The sequence below is a fragment of the Streptomyces sp. NPDC048584 genome, assembly GCF_043199595.1.
In the GTDB taxonomy this organism is placed as follows: domain Bacteria; phylum Actinomycetota; class Actinomycetes; order Streptomycetales; family Streptomycetaceae; genus Streptomyces; species Streptomyces edwardsiae.
In genome coordinates this window covers 115,683-131,777 of sequence record NZ_JBICWF010000011.1, presented here as the reverse complement: position 1 = coordinate 131,777, position 16,095 = coordinate 115,683, and the positions used below count along the sequence as shown (strand labels likewise).

The window sequence follows — 16,095 nt, the reverse complement described above, 5'->3', positions numbered from 1 at the left end:
GAAGAAGCCCGCCCCCGGAGGGACGGGCTTCTTCGCAGGATCGTGGTACTGATCCTCGCCCAGCACTCGTCATGTCTATGTCGGGCTGATCGGCCTCGCCACTGCGTCTGCGATCTCACCAGCCTCCTGAGAGAGCATGGCCGAACTCGCACCGGCTGGAGTCCGACCGACCCGCGCCCGTCCCGGACGAGGCCGCCACCTGAAGCGGACTCAACGAGCTCTCAGGTCGACCAGTTCCGCGAGCGCCTCGCGGTGGGCGCCTGCCGTGCCGTAGGCGATCGAGTCGGCCTTGGCGCGCTTGAGGTGGAGGTGCACCGGGTGTTCCCAGGTCATGCCGATACCGCCGTGCAGTTGCAGTGCCTCCTCCGCGGCGCGGACCGCGACGGGTGCGGCGTAGGCCTGGGCGACGGTCACCGCCACGTCGGCGTCCTCGCCGGTGGCGAGCGCGTCGGCGGCGTTACGGGCGGCGGCGCGGAGGCTGACGACCTCGAGCCACAGCTGGGCGAGCCGGTGCTTGATCGCCTGGAAGCCGCCCACCGGACGGCTGAACTGCTTGCGGTCCTTCACGTAGGCGACGGTCTCCGTCAGCGACCATTCGGCCAGCCCGAGTTGTTCGGAGGCGAGCAGTCCGGCGCCGGCCCGCAGGGCCCGGCGCACGGCGGGTCCGGCCTCGCCGAGCAGCCGCCCGGGGGCGCCGTCGAGCACGACGGTCGCGAGCGGCCGGGTCAGGTCCAGGGAGACCTGGGGGACGATCGTGACGGCGGCGGCGTCGACCGCGTACAGGCCGCCGTCGTCGGCGGGCACCAGCAACACGTCGGCGACGGCCGCGTCCGCGATGCCGGTCAGCTCGCCGTGCAGGCCGCCGTTCTCCAGCCGTACGGTCCTGTGGGCGCCACCCGCCGGGACGTTGAGGGCGACGGCGAGCGCGCCGATCGCCGTGGCGGACGCCAGCCGGGAGAGCAGGTCGTCGGCGCCGCACTCCAGCAGCGCCTCCGTGGCGACGACGGCGCTGGTGAGATACGGGACGGGCGCGACCGCCCGCCCCAGCTCCTCGAGGACGACCGCGGCTTCCCGGTGCGTGGCGCCCTGCCCGTCCAGTTCCTCCGGAATCAGCAGGCCCGCGAGGCCCATGGCACCGGCCAGCGACTTCCACAGCGCGAGGTCGTGCGGGGTGTCCGACTCGGTGCGGGCGATGACGCCCGCCGCGTCGCAGTGGTCGGTGAGCAGGTCCCGGACGGCGGCGCGCAGCGCCTCTTCCTCCTCCGCGTACAGAAGATCGCTCATCGGGCCAGGTCCTTCCAGGCGACGTCCTTGTCGGTGCGCGGTTCGGTGGGCAGGCCCAGAACGCGCTCGGCGACGATGTTCAGCAGGACCTCGCTGGTCCCGCCCTCGATGCTGTTCCCCTTGGAGCGGAGGTAGCGGTAGCCGGCGTCGCGGCCGGTGAAGTCGACCAGTTCCGGGCGGCGCATGGTCCAGTCGTCGTACAACAGGCCCTCCTCGCCGCGCAGTTCCACCTCCAGGCCGCTGATCTCCTGGTTGAGGCGGGCGAAGGCGAGCTTCATGCCGGCGCCCTCGGGGCCGGGGTGCCCGGCGACGAGCTGCTGGCGCAGGCGTTCGCCGGTGAGCCGGGCGACCTCGGCCTCGACCCACAGCTTCAGCAGCCGCTGGTGGAGGTCGTGGGTGCGCAGTTCCGGGCGTTCGCGCCAGGTCTCGGCGACCGGGCCGATCATGCCGCCCTCGCGGGGCAGCCGCATGCCGCCGATGGCGACGCGTTCGTTGTTGAGGGTGGTCTGCGCGACCTTCCAGCCGTCGCCGGTCTCCCCTAGGCGGTGGGCGTCGGGGATGCGGACGCCGGTGAGGAAGACCTCGTTGAACTCGGCCTCGCCGGTGATCTGGCGCAGCGGCCGCACCTCGACGCCGGGGTCGGTCATGTCGCAGACGAAGTAGGTGATGCCCCGGTGCTTGGGCACGTCCGGGTCGGTGCGGGCGATGAGGATGGCCCAGCGGGCGAGATGGGCGCTGGACGTCCACACCTTCTGCCCGTCGACCACCCAGTCCTCGCCCTCACGGACGGCGCGGGTGCCGAGGGCGGCCAGGTCGGATCCGGCGCCGGGCTCGCTGAACAGCTGGCACCAGACCTCCTCACCGGTCCACAGGGGCTTGAGGAAGCGGCGCTTCTGGTCCTCCGTGCCGTACCGCAGGATCGTCGGCGCGGCCATGCCGAGGCCGATGCCGATGCGGCGCGGGTCGTTGTCGGGTGCCCCGGCCGCTTCCAGTTCGGCGTCCACGACGGCCTGGAGGGAGCGCGGGAGTCCGAGTCCGCCGAGCCCCTCGGGGAAGTGCACCCAGGCCAGTCCGGCGTCGAAGCGGGCGCGCAGGAAGTCCAGGCGCTCCGTGCCGGCCGGGGGATGCTCGGCGAGGAGGTCCTGGGTACGGCGGCGCAGTTCGGCGGCGTCGGTCATGCGGCGGCTCCGTTCTCCGTCGGGGGCAGCACGGCGACACGTCCGGTGGTGAGGCCGTCGGCGACCCGCTGTACGGCGTCGGCGGCCCCGGCGAGCGGTACGCGTTCACTCACCAGCGGCTTGACCGCGCCCCGGGCGGCGAGTGCGGTGAGCTGCTCGTGGCAGTGCTGGACCAGCTTCGGGTTTTTGGTGTTGTACAGGCCCCAGTGCAGGCCGAGGATCGCGTAGTTCTTGACGAGGGCGTGGTTCAGGGCGGGGCTGGGGATGGAGCCGCTCGCGAAGCCGACGACGACGATCCGGCCCTCGAAGGCGACGGCCTTCGCGGACTGGGCGTACGCCGGACCGCCGACGGGGTCGAAGACCACGTCGGCGCCCCGGCCGCCCGTGGCCTCCTTCACGGCGGCGACGACATCCTGCTCGCGCCGGTCGATCACCACGTCGCAGCCCAGTCCGCGGGCGACGGACGCCTTCGCGGCGCCGCCGACCACGCCGATGACGGTGGCGCCGGCGGCCTTGCCGAGCTGTACGGCCGCGCTGCCGACCCCGCCTGCGGCGGCGTGGACGAGGAGGGTCTCGCCGGCCTCCAGGCGGGCCCTGCGGTGCAGGCCGAACCAGCCGGTCTGGTAGCCGATGTGCAGGGCGGCGGCCTCTGCGTCGTCCAGCGTGTCGGGCGCGGGCAGCAGTGCGGCGGCGTCCGCGACGGCGTACTCGGCGAAACCGCCGTACGGCAGCGCGGGGTTGGCGATCACACGGCGCCCGTCCTCGGTCTCACCGCAGATCTCCACGCCCGGCGTGAACGGCAGCGGTGGCCTGACCTGGTACTGGCCCCGGCACATCAGCGCGTCCGGGAAGTTGATGTTGGCGGCGCGCACCTTCAGCAGGACCTGCCCGTCAGCGGGCTCCGGCCGCGCCACCTCCGCGAGACGCATCACCTCGCCCGGCTCGCCGAGCTCGTGCACTTGCCATGCCTGCATGCGGGGCCTCCACGGGAGCGTGAACGTCGTGTTCGCCTGACCGGGTCCACCGCATACTAAGCGGTCGCTTGCCGATCAGGGAAGCGTCCGTCACGCGAGGCGGGATCGACCGGCCGCGGGGTCCTTCACGCCCGCTTGGGCCGCGCCCGCACATGCATCCGCTCCCCTTGCGCACCGAACAGGCTGAGGAACTCCACGGGCCCCTCCCCCGTAGACCCGAACCAGTGGGGCACCCGCGTGTCGAACTCGGCCGCCTCCCCCGCCACCAGCACCACGTCGTGCTCACCGAGCACCAGGCGCAGCTTCCCCGACATCACGTACAGCCACTCGTAGCCCTCGTGGGTACGCGGCTCGGGTTCGAGCTTCCGCTGCGGTTCGACCACCTTGTACGCCTGGAGCCCGCCGGGCTGCCGGGTGAGCGGCCAGAAGGTGCGGCCGTAGCGCTGGATCGGCTGGGAGGCACGGATGCGCGGGTCACCGACCGGCGGCGCGCCGACCAGCTCGTCCAGCGGCACCTGGTGGGCCTGCGCGATCGGCAGCAGCAGCTCCAGACTGGGTTTGCGCAGCCCCGACTCCAGCCGGGAGAGCGTGCTGACGGAGATGCCGGTCGCCTCGGAGAGTGCGGCGAGGGTCACCTCCCGCTCCTTCCTGATCCGCCGCAGCCGGGCGCCCACTTCCGCCAGAACATCGTCCGTAGTCATACCGATATTGCAGGTTCGGCAAAGTTGTTTGTCAATACGGCAGTGCCCGGGCGACTGTCGTCGTGGAGGTGGTCACGATGAACAAGACATACGAGAACGGGACCTACGACGTGGTCGTGGTCGGAGGCGGGGCGGCGGGGCTGTCCGCCGCGCTGGTGCTGGGCCGGGCGCGGAACCGGGCACTGGTCGTCGACGCGGGCGAGCCGCGCAACGCGCCGTCGTCGCACATGCAGGGCTATCTGTCGCGGGACGGGATGTCCCCGGCCGAGTTCCTGACGCTGGGCCGGGAGGAGATCGCGCGCTACGGCGTGGAGCTCGTCCGGGACCGGGTCACGGACGTCACCCGGGACGGGGACTTCACCGTCGTACTCGACAAGGGTCCGGCCGTACGCGCCCGGCGGCTGATCGTGGCGACCGGGCTGAAGGACGTGATGCCGGACGTCCCCGGGGTCGCCGAGCGGTTCGGGCGGGACGTGCTGCACTGCCCGTTCTGCCACGGCTGGGAGGTGCGCGACGAGCCCTTCGGCGTCCTCGCGTCGAGCGCGATGAGCGTGCACCAGGCACTGATGGTGTCCCAGTGGTCGAAGGACGTCACCCTCTTCCTGCACCGGGTCGCCGAGGAGGAGCTGACCGACCAGGATCTGCGCCGGCTCGCCGCCGCCGGGGTCGCCGTGGTGCCCGGGGAGGTCGCGGAGCTGGTGGCCGAGGACGACCGGCTCACCGGGGTGCGGCTGGCCGACGGCAGCACGCACGCCCGCTCGGTGGTGTTCGTCGCGCCGCGTCCCATGCCGCGGACGGGCCTGCTGGAGCGGCTGGGCGCCGAGATGAACGAGACCCCGTTCGGGGCGTACCCGGTCGTCGACCCGACCGGTCTGACCACGGTGCCCGGGGTGTGGGCGGCGGGCAACGCGATCGGCTTCGCCGAGCAGGTGGTACACGCGGCGAGCGGCGGCTACCGTGCGGCGGCCGCGATCGTGGGGGACCTGCGGATGAGCGACCTGGACGCGGCGGTGGACGGGTAGACGCCGCACGGCCGGGGTGTGGAGCGCCGGCCTCCGTAGCACCATGGCTGCATGCTGCTGTCCCGGCTGGCCCGTGTGTCCCAGGAGGTCGCCGCCACTTCGGCGCGGTCCCGGAAGATCGCCCTGCTCGCCGAGCTGTTCCGCGAGGCGGAGCCGGACGATGTGCCGGTGGTCATCCCGTATCTGGCGGGGCGGCTGCCGCAGGGCCGTATCGGGGTCGGCCCGCAGGTGCTGAGCCGTCCGGTCGCCCCGGCCGGCGAGCCGTCCCTCACGGTGCGCGAGGTCGACGCGCTGCTCACCACGCTCGGCAAGGTGTCCGGTCCGGGATCGCAGGCCGAGCGGGCCCGGCTGGTCGGCGAGCTGCTCGGCGCCTGCACCGGGGACGAGCAGCGGTTCCTGTTCGGGCTGCTCACCGGCGAGGTCCGGCAGGGCGCCCTGGACGCGGTCGCGGTGGAGGGGCTGGCGCAGGCCACGGACGCGCCGGCGACGGAGGTACGGCGGGCCGTGATGCTGGCGGGCTCACTGCAGACGGTGGCCGGGGCGCTGCTGGCGGACGGTCCGGGAGCGCTGGAGCGGTTCCGGCTGACCGTCGGCCGCCCGGTGCTGCCGATGCTGGCGCACAGCGCCTCCTCGGTCGCCGAGGCGGTCGGGAAGCTGGGGGTCTGCGCGGTGGAGGAGAAGCTCGACGGCATCCGCGTCCAGGTGCACCGCGACGGCGACACGGTGCGCGTGCACACCCGCACCCTCGACGACATCACCGACCGGCTGCCGGAAGTGACGGCGGCGGCGCGGGAGCTGGCGGGCGAGCGGTTCATCCTGGACGGCGAGGTCATCTCCTACGACGACGACGGCCGCCCCCGCTCCTTCCAGGAGACCGCCGGACGCGTCGGCTCCCGGGTGGACGTGGCCACGGCCGCGCGGGAGGTCCCGGTCTCCCCCGTCTTCTTCGACGCGCTCTGTGTGGACGGCCGCGACCTGCTGGACCTCCCCCTCACCGAGCGGCACGCGGAACTGGCCCGGCTGGTCCCCGAACCCATGCGGGTGCGCCGCACCCTGGTGTCGGGGCCCGGGGACCTGGCCGCCGCGGAGGAGTTCCTCGCCGGGACACTGGAACGCGGCCACGAGGGTGTCGTCGTCAAGGGGGTGGACGCCCCCTACAGCGCGGGCCGGCGCGGTGCCTCCTGGCTGAAGGTGAAACCCGTACACACGCTCGACCTGGTGGTGCTGGCCGCCGAGTGGGGCCACGGCCGCCGCACCGGGAAGCTCTCCAATCTGCATCTGGGCGCCCGCACCGCCGACGGCGGCTTCGCCATGCTCGGCAAGACCTTCAAGGGCATGACGGACGCGATGCTGACCTGGCAGACCGCACGACTGCGGGAGCTCGCGGTCGAGGAGAGCGGATACGTCGTGACGGTACGGCCCGAACTCGTCGTGGAGATCGCCTACGACGGCCTCCAGCGCTCCACCCGCTACCCGGCCGGTGTCACCCTGCGCTTCGCGCGCGTGATCCGCTACCGCGAGGACAAGCGCCCCGAGGACGCCGACACGGTCGAGTCCCTGCTCGCCGCGCACCCCGGGGTACGGCCGTGAAGGGCACCCGCAGCGCCGGACTGCTGTTGTTCCGGCACACCGCTCAGGGCCTCGAGGTGTTGCTCGGTCATATGGGCGGCCCGTTCTTCGCCCGGCGCGAATCCGGGGCGTGGACGGTGCCGAAGGGTGAGTACGACCCCGACGAGCCGGCCTGGGACGCGGCACGCCGCGAGTTCCGGGAGGAACTGGGCCTGGCGCCGCCGGACGGGAAGGCCATGGCGCTCGGGGAGGTCCGGCAGGCGGGCGGCAAGACCGTCACGGCCTGGGCGGTGGAGGCCGATCTCGATCCGGCGGCGGTCGTCCCCGGCACCTTCACGATGGAGTGGCCGCCGCGGTCGGGGCGGACGGCGGAGTTCCCGGAACTCGACCGGGTGGCGTGGTTCCCCCTGGACCGGGCCCGCGAGGTGATCGTCTCCGCCCAGAGCGCGTTTCTCGACCGCCTGGCGGAGCACTCGCCCTGAGGAGACCTTCCCGCGTTGCGCCGCCCACCGCCGCGCGGGAAGGTCAAAAAGCACAGCCTGCTCCAGGGAGGTCAGCGATGCACATCGCCACCGTGAATCCGGCGACCGGTGAGACGGTCAAGACGTACCACCCGATGGACGAGGAGGAGATCGGGCACCGGATCCAGCTCGCGGAGGCCACCTTCCGGACGTACCGGACGACCTCCTTCGAGGAGCGCGCCCGTCTGATGCACCGGGCCGCCGAGCTCCTCGACGAGGACCGCGAGTCCATCGGCCGGGTGATCACCACGGAGATGGGCAAGCCGGTGAAGCAGGCCCGCGCGGAGGCCGCGAAGTGCGCCAAGGCGATGCACTGGTACGCCGATCACGCGGCGGAGCTCCTCGCCGACGAGGAACCCGACGCCTCCGACGTACGGGACTCCGGAGCCTCCCGGGTCCTGGTGCGCTACCGGCCGCTCGGCCCCGTGCTCGCCGTGATGCCCTGGAACTTCCCGCTGTGGCAGGTGGTGCGGTTCGCCGCGCCCGCCCTGATGGCGGGCAACGTCGGTCTGCTCAAGCATGCCTCGAACGTGCCGCAGACCGCCCTGTACCTGGAGGACCTGTTCCACCGCGCGGGCTTCACCGAGGGCTGCTTCCAGACCCTCCTCATCGGCTCCGCCGCCGTCGACGACATCCTGCGCGACGAGCGGGTGAAGGCGGCCACCCTCACCGGAAGCGAGCCCGCGGGCCGCGCGGTCGCCTCCACCTGCGGAGAAATGATCAAGAAGACGGTGCTGGAACTGGGCGGCAGCGACCCGTACGTGGTCATGCCCTCCGCAGATCTGGACCGGGCCGCCGAGGTGGCGGTCACCGCGCGGACGCAGAACACGGGGCAGTCCTGTATCGCCGCCAAGCGGTTCATCGTGCACACGGACGTCTACGACGCCTTCGCCGAGCGTTTCACGGCCGGCATGAAGGCGCTGAAGGTCGGCGACCCGATGGAGGAGGAGACCGACGTCGGCCCGCTCTCCAGCGAGAGGGGCCGCGCCGATCTCGAGGAACTGGTCGACGACGCCGTACGCGCGGGTGCGACCGTGCTGTGCGGCGGTGAGCGCCCCGAGGGGCCCGGCTGGTTCTATCGTCCGACCGTGCTCGCCGGCATCGACCGGGAGATGCGCATCCACCGCGAAGAGGCCTTCGGCCCGGTCGCCACGCTGTACCGCGCGGCGGACATCGACGAGGCGGTCCTGATCGCCAACGACACCGACTTCGGGCTGAGTTCCAACGTCTGGACCCGCGACGAGGCCGAGGTCGACCGGTTCGTACGGGATCTGGAGGCGGGCAGTGTGTACGTCAACGGGATGACGGCCTCCCATCCGGCGTTCCCGTTCGGCGGGGCCAAGCGGTCCGGGTACGGGCGTGAGCTGTCCGGGCACGGAATCCGGGAGTTCTGCAACATCACCACGGTTTGGCAGGGTGCGTGATGTCCGCGCGGCTACGATCCCGACTGTGAACCGCGAAGTGACTCTGCCTCTGATCGTCGACGACCGCGGGACCTTGCAGGTTGCCGCCGCCGATGTCAGCAAGCTGCTGCGTACGGTGGGCGGGCGGTGGGTCCGGCTGGTGGAGGCGGGGGAGGAAGGGCTGGATGAGGACACGGTCGCCGCGTTGACCATTGAGCTTGCGAAGTTGGCCGACCGGATCGACGTTGCCTGCATCGCCCACAGCAGTGGGGGTGCGTCGTAGTTTCGCGGGTGCGGGTGCGTTGTGGTTGATCGCGCCCACGCGGCGGAGCCGCATGTCGAAGCAGCCCCGCGCCCCTAGGTACGTTCCCCGAGCGCTGCCCAGAAGTTCGCCTCGTAGGCCTGGAGCAGGCGGGCGTGACCGAGCGCACGGTTCTCGTCCAGGCGCCCCGCGTCCAGGGCCTTCTGTACCGCCTCGGTGGCCATGCGGTCCAGGTCCGGGGCGGGTTGCGCGAAGAAGTCGAAGAAGGCGCAGAAGTCGTCGCCGAAGCCGTAGTGGGTGCGCAGGGCCGTGGCGATCGTGGCGCAGTAGGTGCCCCAGGCCGAGAAGTTGACCGACAGGGCCAGGACCGCGTCCGCCGGGTTCGCGTTGAGGGCCAGCCAGGCGACGTACGCGGGGTAGGACTGGCAGCCCGGCAGGGGGCTGTACGCGGCTGCCTGGGGCTCGTCGACGCCGCACGCGGCCGTGAACGGCCTCAGGTGGTGCTCCGCCAGTCGCTCACCCTCCGCCAGGGCGGTGAAGTAGGCGGCCGACTCCGGGTCGGAGCGTTCCGCCAGGTGGAGGAAGGCGCGGCGGTCCGCCGGGATCACCCAGCGCTGTTCCAGGGCCAGCGTGGCCAGGACCGCGGGATCCGCCTCGCCGCGGGCGATCAGGGGGACCAGCGGGTTGGAGCGCGGGTCGGGGGCGAGTTCCCTGGTGGTCGTCTCCAACAGGTCCCGGGCCGTGCGTGTCATCGCGTCCTCCGTCGCGTCGGTCACGCACCAGACCTGCCCCGGAGCCGCTCAGGGGTAACCCGGCGGTGCCGCCCGCACCGCCGGGTCGCTCGGGTGGCCGTACTCAGCGGATCGGCATGCCCGACAGGGTGCGGGCGATGACCAGGCGCTGGATCTCGCTCGTGCCCTCGAAGATGGTGTAGATCGCGGCGTCGCGGTGCATGCGCTCCACCGGGTACTCGCGGGTGTAGCCGTTGCCGCCGAGGATCTGTATGGCCTGCGCGGTGACCTTCTTGGCGGTCTCGCTGGCGAACAGCTTGGACATCGAGCCCTCGGCCGCGGTGAACGGCTTGCCGTTGACCGCCATCCAGGAGGCGCGCCACACCAGCAGGCGGGCGGCGTCGATCTGGGTGCGCATGTCGGCGAGCTGGAAGGCGACACCCTGGTTGTCGATGATCGGGCGGCCGAACTGCTCACGCGTGGTGGCGTACTCCAGGGCGACCTCGTACGCCGCGCGGGCGGTGCCGACCGCCATGGCGCCGACGGCGGGACGGGAGGCCTCGAAGGTGGCCATGGCGGCGTTCTTCACGCTCCCCCGCTCTCGGCTTCGCTCGAGCGGGGGGACCCCCATGCCGCCCTTCCTCGCCCGTTCACGGGCGCGGGCGAGGCGCTCGTCCAGCTTCTCCTTGCCGCCGAGCAGGCAGGAGCCGGGCACGCGCACGTTGTCGAGGACGACCTCGGCGGTGTGCGAGGCGCGGATGCCGTGCTTCTTGAACTTCTGGCCCTGGGACAGGCCCGGGGTGCCCGGCGGGACGATGAAGGAGGCGTGGCCCTTGGAGCCGAGTTCGGGGTCGACCACCGCGACCACGACGTGCACGTTCGCGATGCCGCCGTTGGTCGCCCAGGTCTTGGTGCCGTTGAGCACCCACTCGTCCTTGGCCTCGTCGTACACCGCGCGGGTGCGCATCGAGGCCACGTCGGAGCCGGCGTCGGGCTCGGAGGAGCAGAACGCGGCGACCTTGACGTCGCTCGCGTCGCCGTACATCTGGGGGATCCAGGTGCCGATCTGCTCCTCGGTGCCGTTGGCGAGGACGCCCACGGCGGCGAGGCCGGTGCCGACGATCGACAGGGCGATGCCGGCGTCGCCCCAGAAGAGCTCCTCCATGGCCATGGGGATGCCCAGGCCGCTTGCGTCGAAGTACTGCTGGGCGTAGAAGTCCAGGGAGTAGATGCCGACCTTGGCGGCCTCCTGGATGACCGGCCAGGGAGTCTCCTCACGCTCGTCCCATTCGGCGGCCGCGGGGCGGATCACATCGGCGGCGAAGCCGTGCAGCCAGTCCCGGACCTCCTTCTGTTCGTCGTTGAGCTCCATGGTGAACTCGGCCATGACCCCTCCAGCGGCAGCACACGTGCATGTTACTTGCGGTAACCCCGAGTCTGTTACCGGTGGGTAGGAAAAGTCAACTCCCCTGGCACCCTCGGCATCCCGTTCGATGACCTCGGCACCTTCAGTGTTAGTTTGCGCAGGCGTCACCGAACCAGCACGGGTGGGGAGAACTCATGGACACCACACAGCGGACCGATCAGCAGACGCCCGCCGAGCGACGCCGGCGTGAGCTGCTGGAGGCCGCCGACCGGGTGGTGCTGCGCGACGGCCCGAGGGCCTCGATGAACGCGATCGCCGCCGAGGCCGGCATCACCAAGCCGATCCTCTACCGGCACTTCGGGGACAAGGGAGGACTCTACGCCGCCCTGGCCAAACGGCACACCGACGCGCTGCTGGACTCATTGCGGGCCGCGCTGGACGCCCCGGCGGACCGCCGCGAGCGGGTCGAGGCGACCCTCGACACCTACCTGTCGGCGATCGAGGCCCGGCCGCAGGTGTACCGGTTCCTGATGCACCCGGCGGATGAAACACAGAGCGACCAGAGCTTCGACGTCGGCAAGCACTCGGCACCGCTGCTGCGGCGCATGGGCGAGGAGCTGGCCCAGGTGATCGGGGAACGGCTGGACCTCGGGCCGGGCGGCCAGCAGCTGGCCCGCGTGTGGGGGCACGGCATCGTCGGCATGATGCACGCGGCCGGTGACTGGTGGCTCGGCGAACGCCCCTGCTCCCGGGCCGAGTTGGTCCGCAGCCTCGCCGACCTGCTCTGGGGCCGCCTGGCCGCCGCGGGCGACAAGGTCGGCGGCCCCGGCTTCTGAGCGCCGGTGCCCGGCGGCTACCTCTGAGCGTCCGCCCCACCCGGCGCCCGGAAGCCCCGGTTCCCAGCGGCCACTCCGCCCGCCACCCACGCCCCGGTCCGTGCGGCCACGCCATCCGGCACCCGGAGGCCCCGGTCCCGAGCGGCCGGGCCGTCCGGCACCGGCGCGCCCTGCCGGGGCGGCGCCGGGAAGCCCGGGGTGGTGGCCCGAGGCCCGGTTCCGGGTGTGCACGCCGGTGTCGGGAGGCCGGGGGTCAGGCCCGGCGGTGCCAGGGGGCCTTGTGTGCCTGGCGCAGCAGTCTGCGGTGGCGCCGGCCGGTGAGGTGGTCGGCGTAGATCCTGCCCTCCAGGTGGTCGCACTCGTGCTGCAGGCACCGGGCGAAGAAGCCCGTGCCGTGGACGGTGACCGGCTCGCCGGTCACCGTGAAGCCCTCGACCACGGCATGGTCGTACCGCTCCGTGCCCGCCTCCAGGCCCGGCAGCGACAGACAGCCCTCCGGGCCGCGCACCACCACCCCGTCCTTCTCGACGAGGCGCGGGTTCACCACATGGCCCAGGTGACGGACGTCCTCGTCGTCCGGGCAGTCGTAGACGAACACCCTGAGCGGCTCGCCGACCTGGTTGGCGGCCAGGCCCACGCCCCGCGCCGCGTACATCGTGGCGAACAAGTCGTCCACGAGACGGGCCAGTTCCGGGCCGAAGTCGGTGACCTCCCGGCAGGGGGCGTGCAGCACGGGTTCACCGAGCAGCGTGAGGGGCCGTACACGTCCGTGAACGCCGGGGATGGAGCCTTGTCGCATGCCTGTCAGAGTACGGTCCTTTCAGCAACGCCCGTCTCACGGTGGTGCCGCGGTTCTGGAGTGCGAACGGATCTCGATAGGCTGAGGTCTCACCACGTGGCCGTCAGGCACAGACGCGGCGCGTACGCAAGGAGGATCGAGAACTGATGGCAGGCAACTCGGACCCGCTCACGCCGCGGGCCAAGCTGGCCGTGACCGCGGGCAAGGCGGTCGCGGCGGCGTCCCGCGCCGCCGGGCGCGGCAGCGGTTCGGTGATCGGCGGCCGGGTGGCACTCAAACTCGACCCCGATCTCCTCGCCAGGCTCGCACAGCACCTGGACGTGACCCTGGTCTCCGCGACCAACGGCAAGACCACCACCACCCGGCTGATCGCCGAGGCCCTCAAGGCCGCGGGACCGGTCGTCTCCAACGCGCTCGGCGCCAATATGCCGGCCGGCATCACGTCGGCGCTGGCCGCCGGCGCGGAGGCCAGGTTCGGCGTCATCGAGGTCGACGAGAAGTACCTCGTGGGCGTCGCCCAGGCCACCGACCCCAAGTGCATCGCCCTGCTCAACCTCTCCCGCGACCAGTTGGACCGCGCCGCCGAGACCCGCATGCTCGCGGAGAACTGGCGCGAGGGCCTGTCCGGCTCCAAGGCCGTGATCGTCGCCAACGCCGACGACCCGCTGGTGGTGTGGGCCGCGTCCTCCTCCCCCAACGTGATCTGGGTCGCCGCCGGGCAGATGTGGAAGGACGACGCCTGGTCCTGCCCGTCCTGCGGCGGTGTGATGCAGCGCCCGGGCGACGACTGGTTCTGCGGCGAGTGCGGCTTCCGCCGGCCCACCCCGAGCTGGGCGCTCTCCGGCGACCACGTCCTCGACCCGCACGGCTCCGCCTGGCCGATCCACCTCCAGCTGCCGGGCCGCGCCAACAAGGCCAACGCGGCGAGCTCCGCCGCCGTCACCGCCGTCTTCGGGGTGCCGCCGCAGGTCGCCCTGGAGCGCATGTACCAGGTGCAGGCCGTGGCCGGCCGCTACGACGTGGTCCAGTTCGAGGGCCGTGATCTACGGCTGCTGCTCGCCAAGAACCCCGCGGGCTGGCTGGAGACGTTCTCACTGATCGACCCGCCGCCGACCCCGGTGATCCTGTCGGTGAACGCGCGCGGCGCCGACGGCACCGACACCTCCTGGCTCTGGGACGTCGACTACACGCGGCTGACCGGCCACCCGATCTGTGTCATCGGCGACCGGAAGCTGGACCTCGCGGTGCGCCTGGAGGTCGCGAACCAGCAGTTCCAGGTCTGCGAGAACCTCGACCAGGCGGTGCAGCTGTGCCCGCCGGGACGGATCGAGGTCATCGCCAACTACACCGCGTTCCAGGACCTGCGCCGCCGCGTCGGCAACTGACCAACGACACCTCAGGGGACTTGAAGTGAGCGACAACCAGCTGCGGGTCGTGTGGATCTACCCTGACCTGCTCAGCACCTACGGCGACCAGGGCAACGTCCTCGTCGTGGAGCGCCGGGCGCGGCAGCGCGGCCTGGACGTGGCGCGGCTCGACGTGCGCAGCGACCAGCCGATCCCGACCTCCGGCGACATCTATCTGATCGGCGGCGGCGAGGACCGTCCGCAGCGGCTGGCCGCCGAGCGGCTGCGCCGCGACGGCGGTCTGCAGCGGGCGGTGGGCAACGGCGCCATCGTGTTCTCGGTCTGCGCCGGGTACCAGATCCTCGGCCACGAGTTCATCAACGACCTCGGCCAGCGCGAGCCCGGCCTCGGCCTGCTCGACGTGGTCTCGGTCCGCGGCGAGGGCGCCCGGTGCGTCGGCGACGTGCTCGGGGACGTCAACCCGCAGCTGGGGCTGCCCCCGCTGACCGGGTTCGAGAACCACCAGGGCGTCACCCACCTGGGCCCCACGGCCCGTCCGCTCGCCCAGGTGCGCTTCGGCAACGGAAACGGCACGGGGGACGGTACGGAGGGCGCGTTCAACGAGACCGTCTTCGGCACCTACATGCACGGTCCCGTGCTCGCCCGCAACCCGCTGATCGCGGACCTGCTGCTGAAGCTGGCGCTGGACGTCAACGCGCTGCCGCCGACCGACGACCGCTGGTACGAGGCGCTGCGCGGCGAGCGCATCGAGGCGGCTCAGCAGCCCGCGTGAGACCCCGTCCGCCTGCGGACGGCCCCCGTGCGACCGGCCCGTCTGACGGCTGGTCCGCACAGGTGAGCGGGGTCGTCCAGCAGGCGGACGCAAGGTGCGGTACGGCACCCCGTAGCGGCTAGGGTGGCGGGGATCGAGCCGGACAACGCGGTCCGGTCCGGCCCACATCGAGAAGGTTGTTTCGGGCTATGCGCATTGGTGTCCTCACGTCCGGCGGCGACTGCCCCGGCCTGAACGCCGTCATCCGGTCCGTCGTGCACCGCGCCGTCGTCGACCACGGCGACGAGGTCATCGGCTTCCGGGACGGCTGGAAGGGCCTCCTGGAGTGCGACTACCTCAAGCTCGACCTCGACGCGGTGAGCGGCATCCTCGCCCGCGGCGGTACGATCCTCGGCTCCTCCCGGGTGCGTCCCGGGCATCTGCGGGACGGCGTGGAGCGGGCGAAGGGGCACGTGGCCGAGCTCGGCCTCGACGCGATCATCCCGATCGGCGGTGAGGGCACGCTGAAGGCGGCCCGGCTGCTGTCGGACAACGGGCTGCCGATAGTCGGTGTGCCGAAGACCATCGACAACGACATCGCCGTCACCGACGTCACCTTCGGCTTCGACACGGCCGTCGGCGTGGCCACCGAGGCCCTGGACCGGCTGAAGACCACCGCCGAGTCCCACCAGCGTGTGCTGATCGTCGAGGTCATGGGCCGGCACACGGGCTGGATCGCGCTGCACTCCGGCATGGCGGCCGGCGCGCACGCCGTCGTCGTACCCGAGCGGCCCTTCGACATCGACGAACTCGCCGCGAAGGTCGGCGAGCGCTTCTCGGCCGGCAAGCGGTTCGCGATCGTGGTCGCCGCGGAGGGGGCCAAGCCGAAGTCCGGGACCATGGACTTCGACGAGGGCGGCAAGGACGTCTACGGCCATGAGCGGTTCGCCGGGATCGCCCGGCAGCTCTCCCTCGAACTGGAGGCCCGCCTCGGCAAGGAGGCGCGGCCGGTGATCCTCGGGCATGTGCAGCGCGGGGGGACACCCACGGCGTACGACCGTGTGCTGGCCACGCGGTTCGGGTGGCATGCGGTGGAGGCGGTGCACCGGGGGGAGTTCGGGAAGATGACGGCTCTGCGAGGCACCGACATCGTGATGGTGTCGTTGGCGGAGGCGGTGGAGACGTTGAAGACGGTTCCGGCGGATCGCTACGCGGAAGCGGAGTGTGTTCTTTAGCCGGGTGCGGCCCGGTCCCCGACCCCGGTCACAGGTGTGGCCGGGGTCGGCCGTACTCTGAGTGCGGACAGATGGCGCAGAACCCGCACGAAACAG

At 72.0% G+C, this 16,095-nt stretch carries 16 protein-coding genes; 9 read left to right on the top strand and 7 right to left on the bottom strand.

Going from position 1 to position 16,095, the window contains the following annotated elements:
- Positions 1-210: 210 nt before the first annotated feature.
- The 4 genes from ACGFR9_RS24240 to ACGFR9_RS24225 all read right to left on the bottom strand — a co-directional run bounded on the left by ACGFR9_RS24240 (position 211) and on the right by ACGFR9_RS24225 (position 4,137).
- Positions 211-1,284: an acyl-CoA dehydrogenase family protein gene (locus ACGFR9_RS24240; protein ID WP_393212060.1), complete on the bottom strand. Its 1,074-nt coding sequence runs from the start codon at positions 1,282-1,284 to the stop codon at positions 211-213.
- Entirely contained in the window at positions 1,281-2,462 is a 1,182-nt protein-coding gene (locus ACGFR9_RS24235) for an acyl-CoA dehydrogenase family protein (RefSeq protein ID WP_393212058.1), read from the bottom strand. Before ACGFR9_RS24235 ends, ACGFR9_RS24240 begins: the two co-directional genes overlap by 4 nt.
- The gene (locus tag ACGFR9_RS24230) at positions 2,459-3,436 is read right to left on the bottom strand and encodes an NADPH:quinone oxidoreductase family protein (protein ID WP_393212056.1); all 978 of its coding nucleotides are present in this window, start codon (positions 3,434-3,436) and stop codon (positions 2,459-2,461) included. The genes ACGFR9_RS24235 and ACGFR9_RS24230 overlap by 4 nt, the downstream gene beginning before the upstream one ends.
- 125 nt (positions 3,437-3,561) lie before the next feature.
- Positions 3,562-4,137 carry a helix-turn-helix domain-containing protein gene (locus ACGFR9_RS24225; protein WP_030214444.1) on the bottom strand — a complete coding sequence of 192 codons (576 nt, stop codon included), beginning with the start codon at positions 4,135-4,137 and terminating at the stop codon, positions 3,562-3,564.
- 77 nt (positions 4,138-4,214) lie between these two features.
- Between ACGFR9_RS24225 and ACGFR9_RS24220 the strand changes: the two genes are divergently transcribed.
- From ACGFR9_RS24220 to ACGFR9_RS24200, 5 genes are all read left to right on the top strand, one after another.
- Positions 4,215-5,159 (top strand): NAD(P)/FAD-dependent oxidoreductase, encoded by a 945-nt coding sequence (locus ACGFR9_RS24220; protein WP_393212053.1) that lies wholly within the window; start codon positions 4,215-4,217, stop codon positions 5,157-5,159.
- 51 nt (positions 5,160-5,210) lie between these two features.
- The gene (locus ACGFR9_RS24215) at positions 5,211-6,749 is read left to right on the top strand and encodes an ATP-dependent DNA ligase (protein WP_393212051.1); all 1,539 of its coding nucleotides are present in this window, start codon (positions 5,211-5,213) and stop codon (positions 6,747-6,749) included.
- Positions 6,746-7,210, top strand: a complete 465-nt coding sequence (locus tag ACGFR9_RS24210; RefSeq protein WP_393212050.1) for an NUDIX domain-containing protein — start codon at positions 6,746-6,748, stop codon at positions 7,208-7,210. Before ACGFR9_RS24215 ends, ACGFR9_RS24210 begins: the two co-directional genes overlap by 4 nt.
- A gap of 77 nt (positions 7,211-7,287) precedes the next feature.
- Positions 7,288-8,673, top strand: a complete 1,386-nt coding sequence (locus tag ACGFR9_RS24205) for an NADP-dependent succinic semialdehyde dehydrogenase (protein ID WP_393212048.1) — start codon at positions 7,288-7,290, stop codon at positions 8,671-8,673.
- 25 nt (positions 8,674-8,698) lie between these two features.
- A complete protein-coding gene (locus ACGFR9_RS24200; protein WP_030214426.1) occupies positions 8,699-8,935 on the top strand; it encodes a DUF6213 family protein in 237 nt (78 codons plus the stop codon).
- Between the two features lie 74 nt (positions 8,936-9,009).
- On the opposite strand, the gene ACGFR9_RS24195 is transcribed toward ACGFR9_RS24200, so the two are convergent.
- Positions 9,010-9,666 carry a transcriptional regulator gene (locus ACGFR9_RS24195; protein WP_393212046.1) on the bottom strand — a complete coding sequence of 219 codons (657 nt, stop codon included), beginning with the start codon at positions 9,664-9,666 and terminating at the stop codon, positions 9,010-9,012.
- Positions 9,667-9,769: 103 nt separating this feature from the next.
- The gene (locus ACGFR9_RS24190) at positions 9,770-11,032 is read right to left on the bottom strand and encodes an acyl-CoA dehydrogenase family protein (protein ID WP_393212044.1); all 1,263 of its coding nucleotides are present in this window, start codon (positions 11,030-11,032) and stop codon (positions 9,770-9,772) included.
- 173 nt (positions 11,033-11,205) lie between these two features.
- Here ACGFR9_RS24190 and ACGFR9_RS24185 point away from each other — a divergent pair, with 173 nt between their 5' ends.
- Complete coding sequence (locus tag ACGFR9_RS24185; protein ID WP_393212042.1) at positions 11,206-11,847, top strand: TetR family transcriptional regulator; 642 nt, start codon at positions 11,206-11,208, stop codon at positions 11,845-11,847.
- 253 nt (positions 11,848-12,100) lie between these two features.
- Here ACGFR9_RS24185 and def read toward each other — a convergent pair whose 3' ends face one another.
- A complete protein-coding gene (gene def / locus ACGFR9_RS24180) occupies positions 12,101-12,646 on the bottom strand; it encodes a peptide deformylase (protein ID WP_393212040.1) in 546 nt (181 codons plus the stop codon).
- 146 nt (positions 12,647-12,792) lie between these two features.
- Between def and ACGFR9_RS24175 the strand changes: the two genes are divergently transcribed.
- From ACGFR9_RS24175 to ACGFR9_RS24165, 3 genes are all read left to right on the top strand, one after another.
- On the top strand, positions 12,793-14,031 hold the full coding sequence (locus ACGFR9_RS24175; RefSeq protein ID WP_393212038.1) for a MurT ligase domain-containing protein: 1,239 nt from the start codon (positions 12,793-12,795) through the stop codon (positions 14,029-14,031).
- Between the two features lie 25 nt (positions 14,032-14,056).
- On the top strand, positions 14,057-14,785 hold the full coding sequence (locus ACGFR9_RS24170; RefSeq protein ID WP_393212036.1) for a type 1 glutamine amidotransferase: 729 nt from the start codon (positions 14,057-14,059) through the stop codon (positions 14,783-14,785).
- A gap of 188 nt (positions 14,786-14,973) precedes the next feature.
- A complete protein-coding gene (locus ACGFR9_RS24165; RefSeq protein WP_393212034.1) occupies positions 14,974-15,999 on the top strand; it encodes a 6-phosphofructokinase in 1,026 nt (341 codons plus the stop codon).
- Positions 16,000-16,095: the final 96 nt, after the last annotated feature.

Excerpts from the sequence above, each read along its gene's own strand:
- ACGFR9_RS24240 (WP_393212060.1), bottom strand. The coding sequence starts at position 1,284 with ATGAGCGATCTTCTGTACGCGGAGGAGGAAGAGGCGCTGCGCGCCGCC.
- ACGFR9_RS24235 (WP_393212058.1), bottom strand. The coding sequence starts at position 2,462 with ATGACCGACGCCGCCGAACTGCGCCGCCGTACCCAGGACCTCCTCGCC.
- ACGFR9_RS24230 (WP_393212056.1), bottom strand. The coding sequence starts at position 3,436 with ATGCAGGCATGGCAAGTGCACGAGCTCGGCGAGCCGGGCGAGGTGATG.
- ACGFR9_RS24225 (WP_030214444.1), bottom strand. The coding sequence starts at position 4,137 with ATGACTACGGACGATGTTCTGGCGGAAGTGGGCGCCCGGCTGCGGCGG.
- ACGFR9_RS24220 (WP_393212053.1), top strand. The coding sequence starts at position 4,215 with ATGAACAAGACATACGAGAACGGGACCTACGACGTGGTCGTGGTCGGA.
- ACGFR9_RS24215 (WP_393212051.1), top strand. The coding sequence starts at position 5,211 with ATGCTGCTGTCCCGGCTGGCCCGTGTGTCCCAGGAGGTCGCCGCCACT.
- ACGFR9_RS24205 (WP_393212048.1), top strand. The coding sequence starts at position 7,288 with ATGCACATCGCCACCGTGAATCCGGCGACCGGTGAGACGGTCAAGACG.
- ACGFR9_RS24195 (WP_393212046.1), bottom strand. The coding sequence starts at position 9,666 with ATGACACGCACGGCCCGGGACCTGTTGGAGACGACCACCAGGGAACTC.
- ACGFR9_RS24190 (WP_393212044.1), bottom strand. The coding sequence starts at position 11,032 with ATGGCCGAGTTCACCATGGAGCTCAACGACGAACAGAAGGAGGTCCGG.
- ACGFR9_RS24185 (WP_393212042.1), top strand. The coding sequence starts at position 11,206 with ATGGACACCACACAGCGGACCGATCAGCAGACGCCCGCCGAGCGACGC.
- def (WP_393212040.1), bottom strand. The coding sequence starts at position 12,646 with ATGCGACAAGGCTCCATCCCCGGCGTTCACGGACGTGTACGGCCCCTC.
- ACGFR9_RS24175 (WP_393212038.1), top strand. The coding sequence starts at position 12,793 with ATGGCAGGCAACTCGGACCCGCTCACGCCGCGGGCCAAGCTGGCCGTG.
- ACGFR9_RS24165 (WP_393212034.1), top strand. The coding sequence starts at position 14,974 with ATGCGCATTGGTGTCCTCACGTCCGGCGGCGACTGCCCCGGCCTGAAC.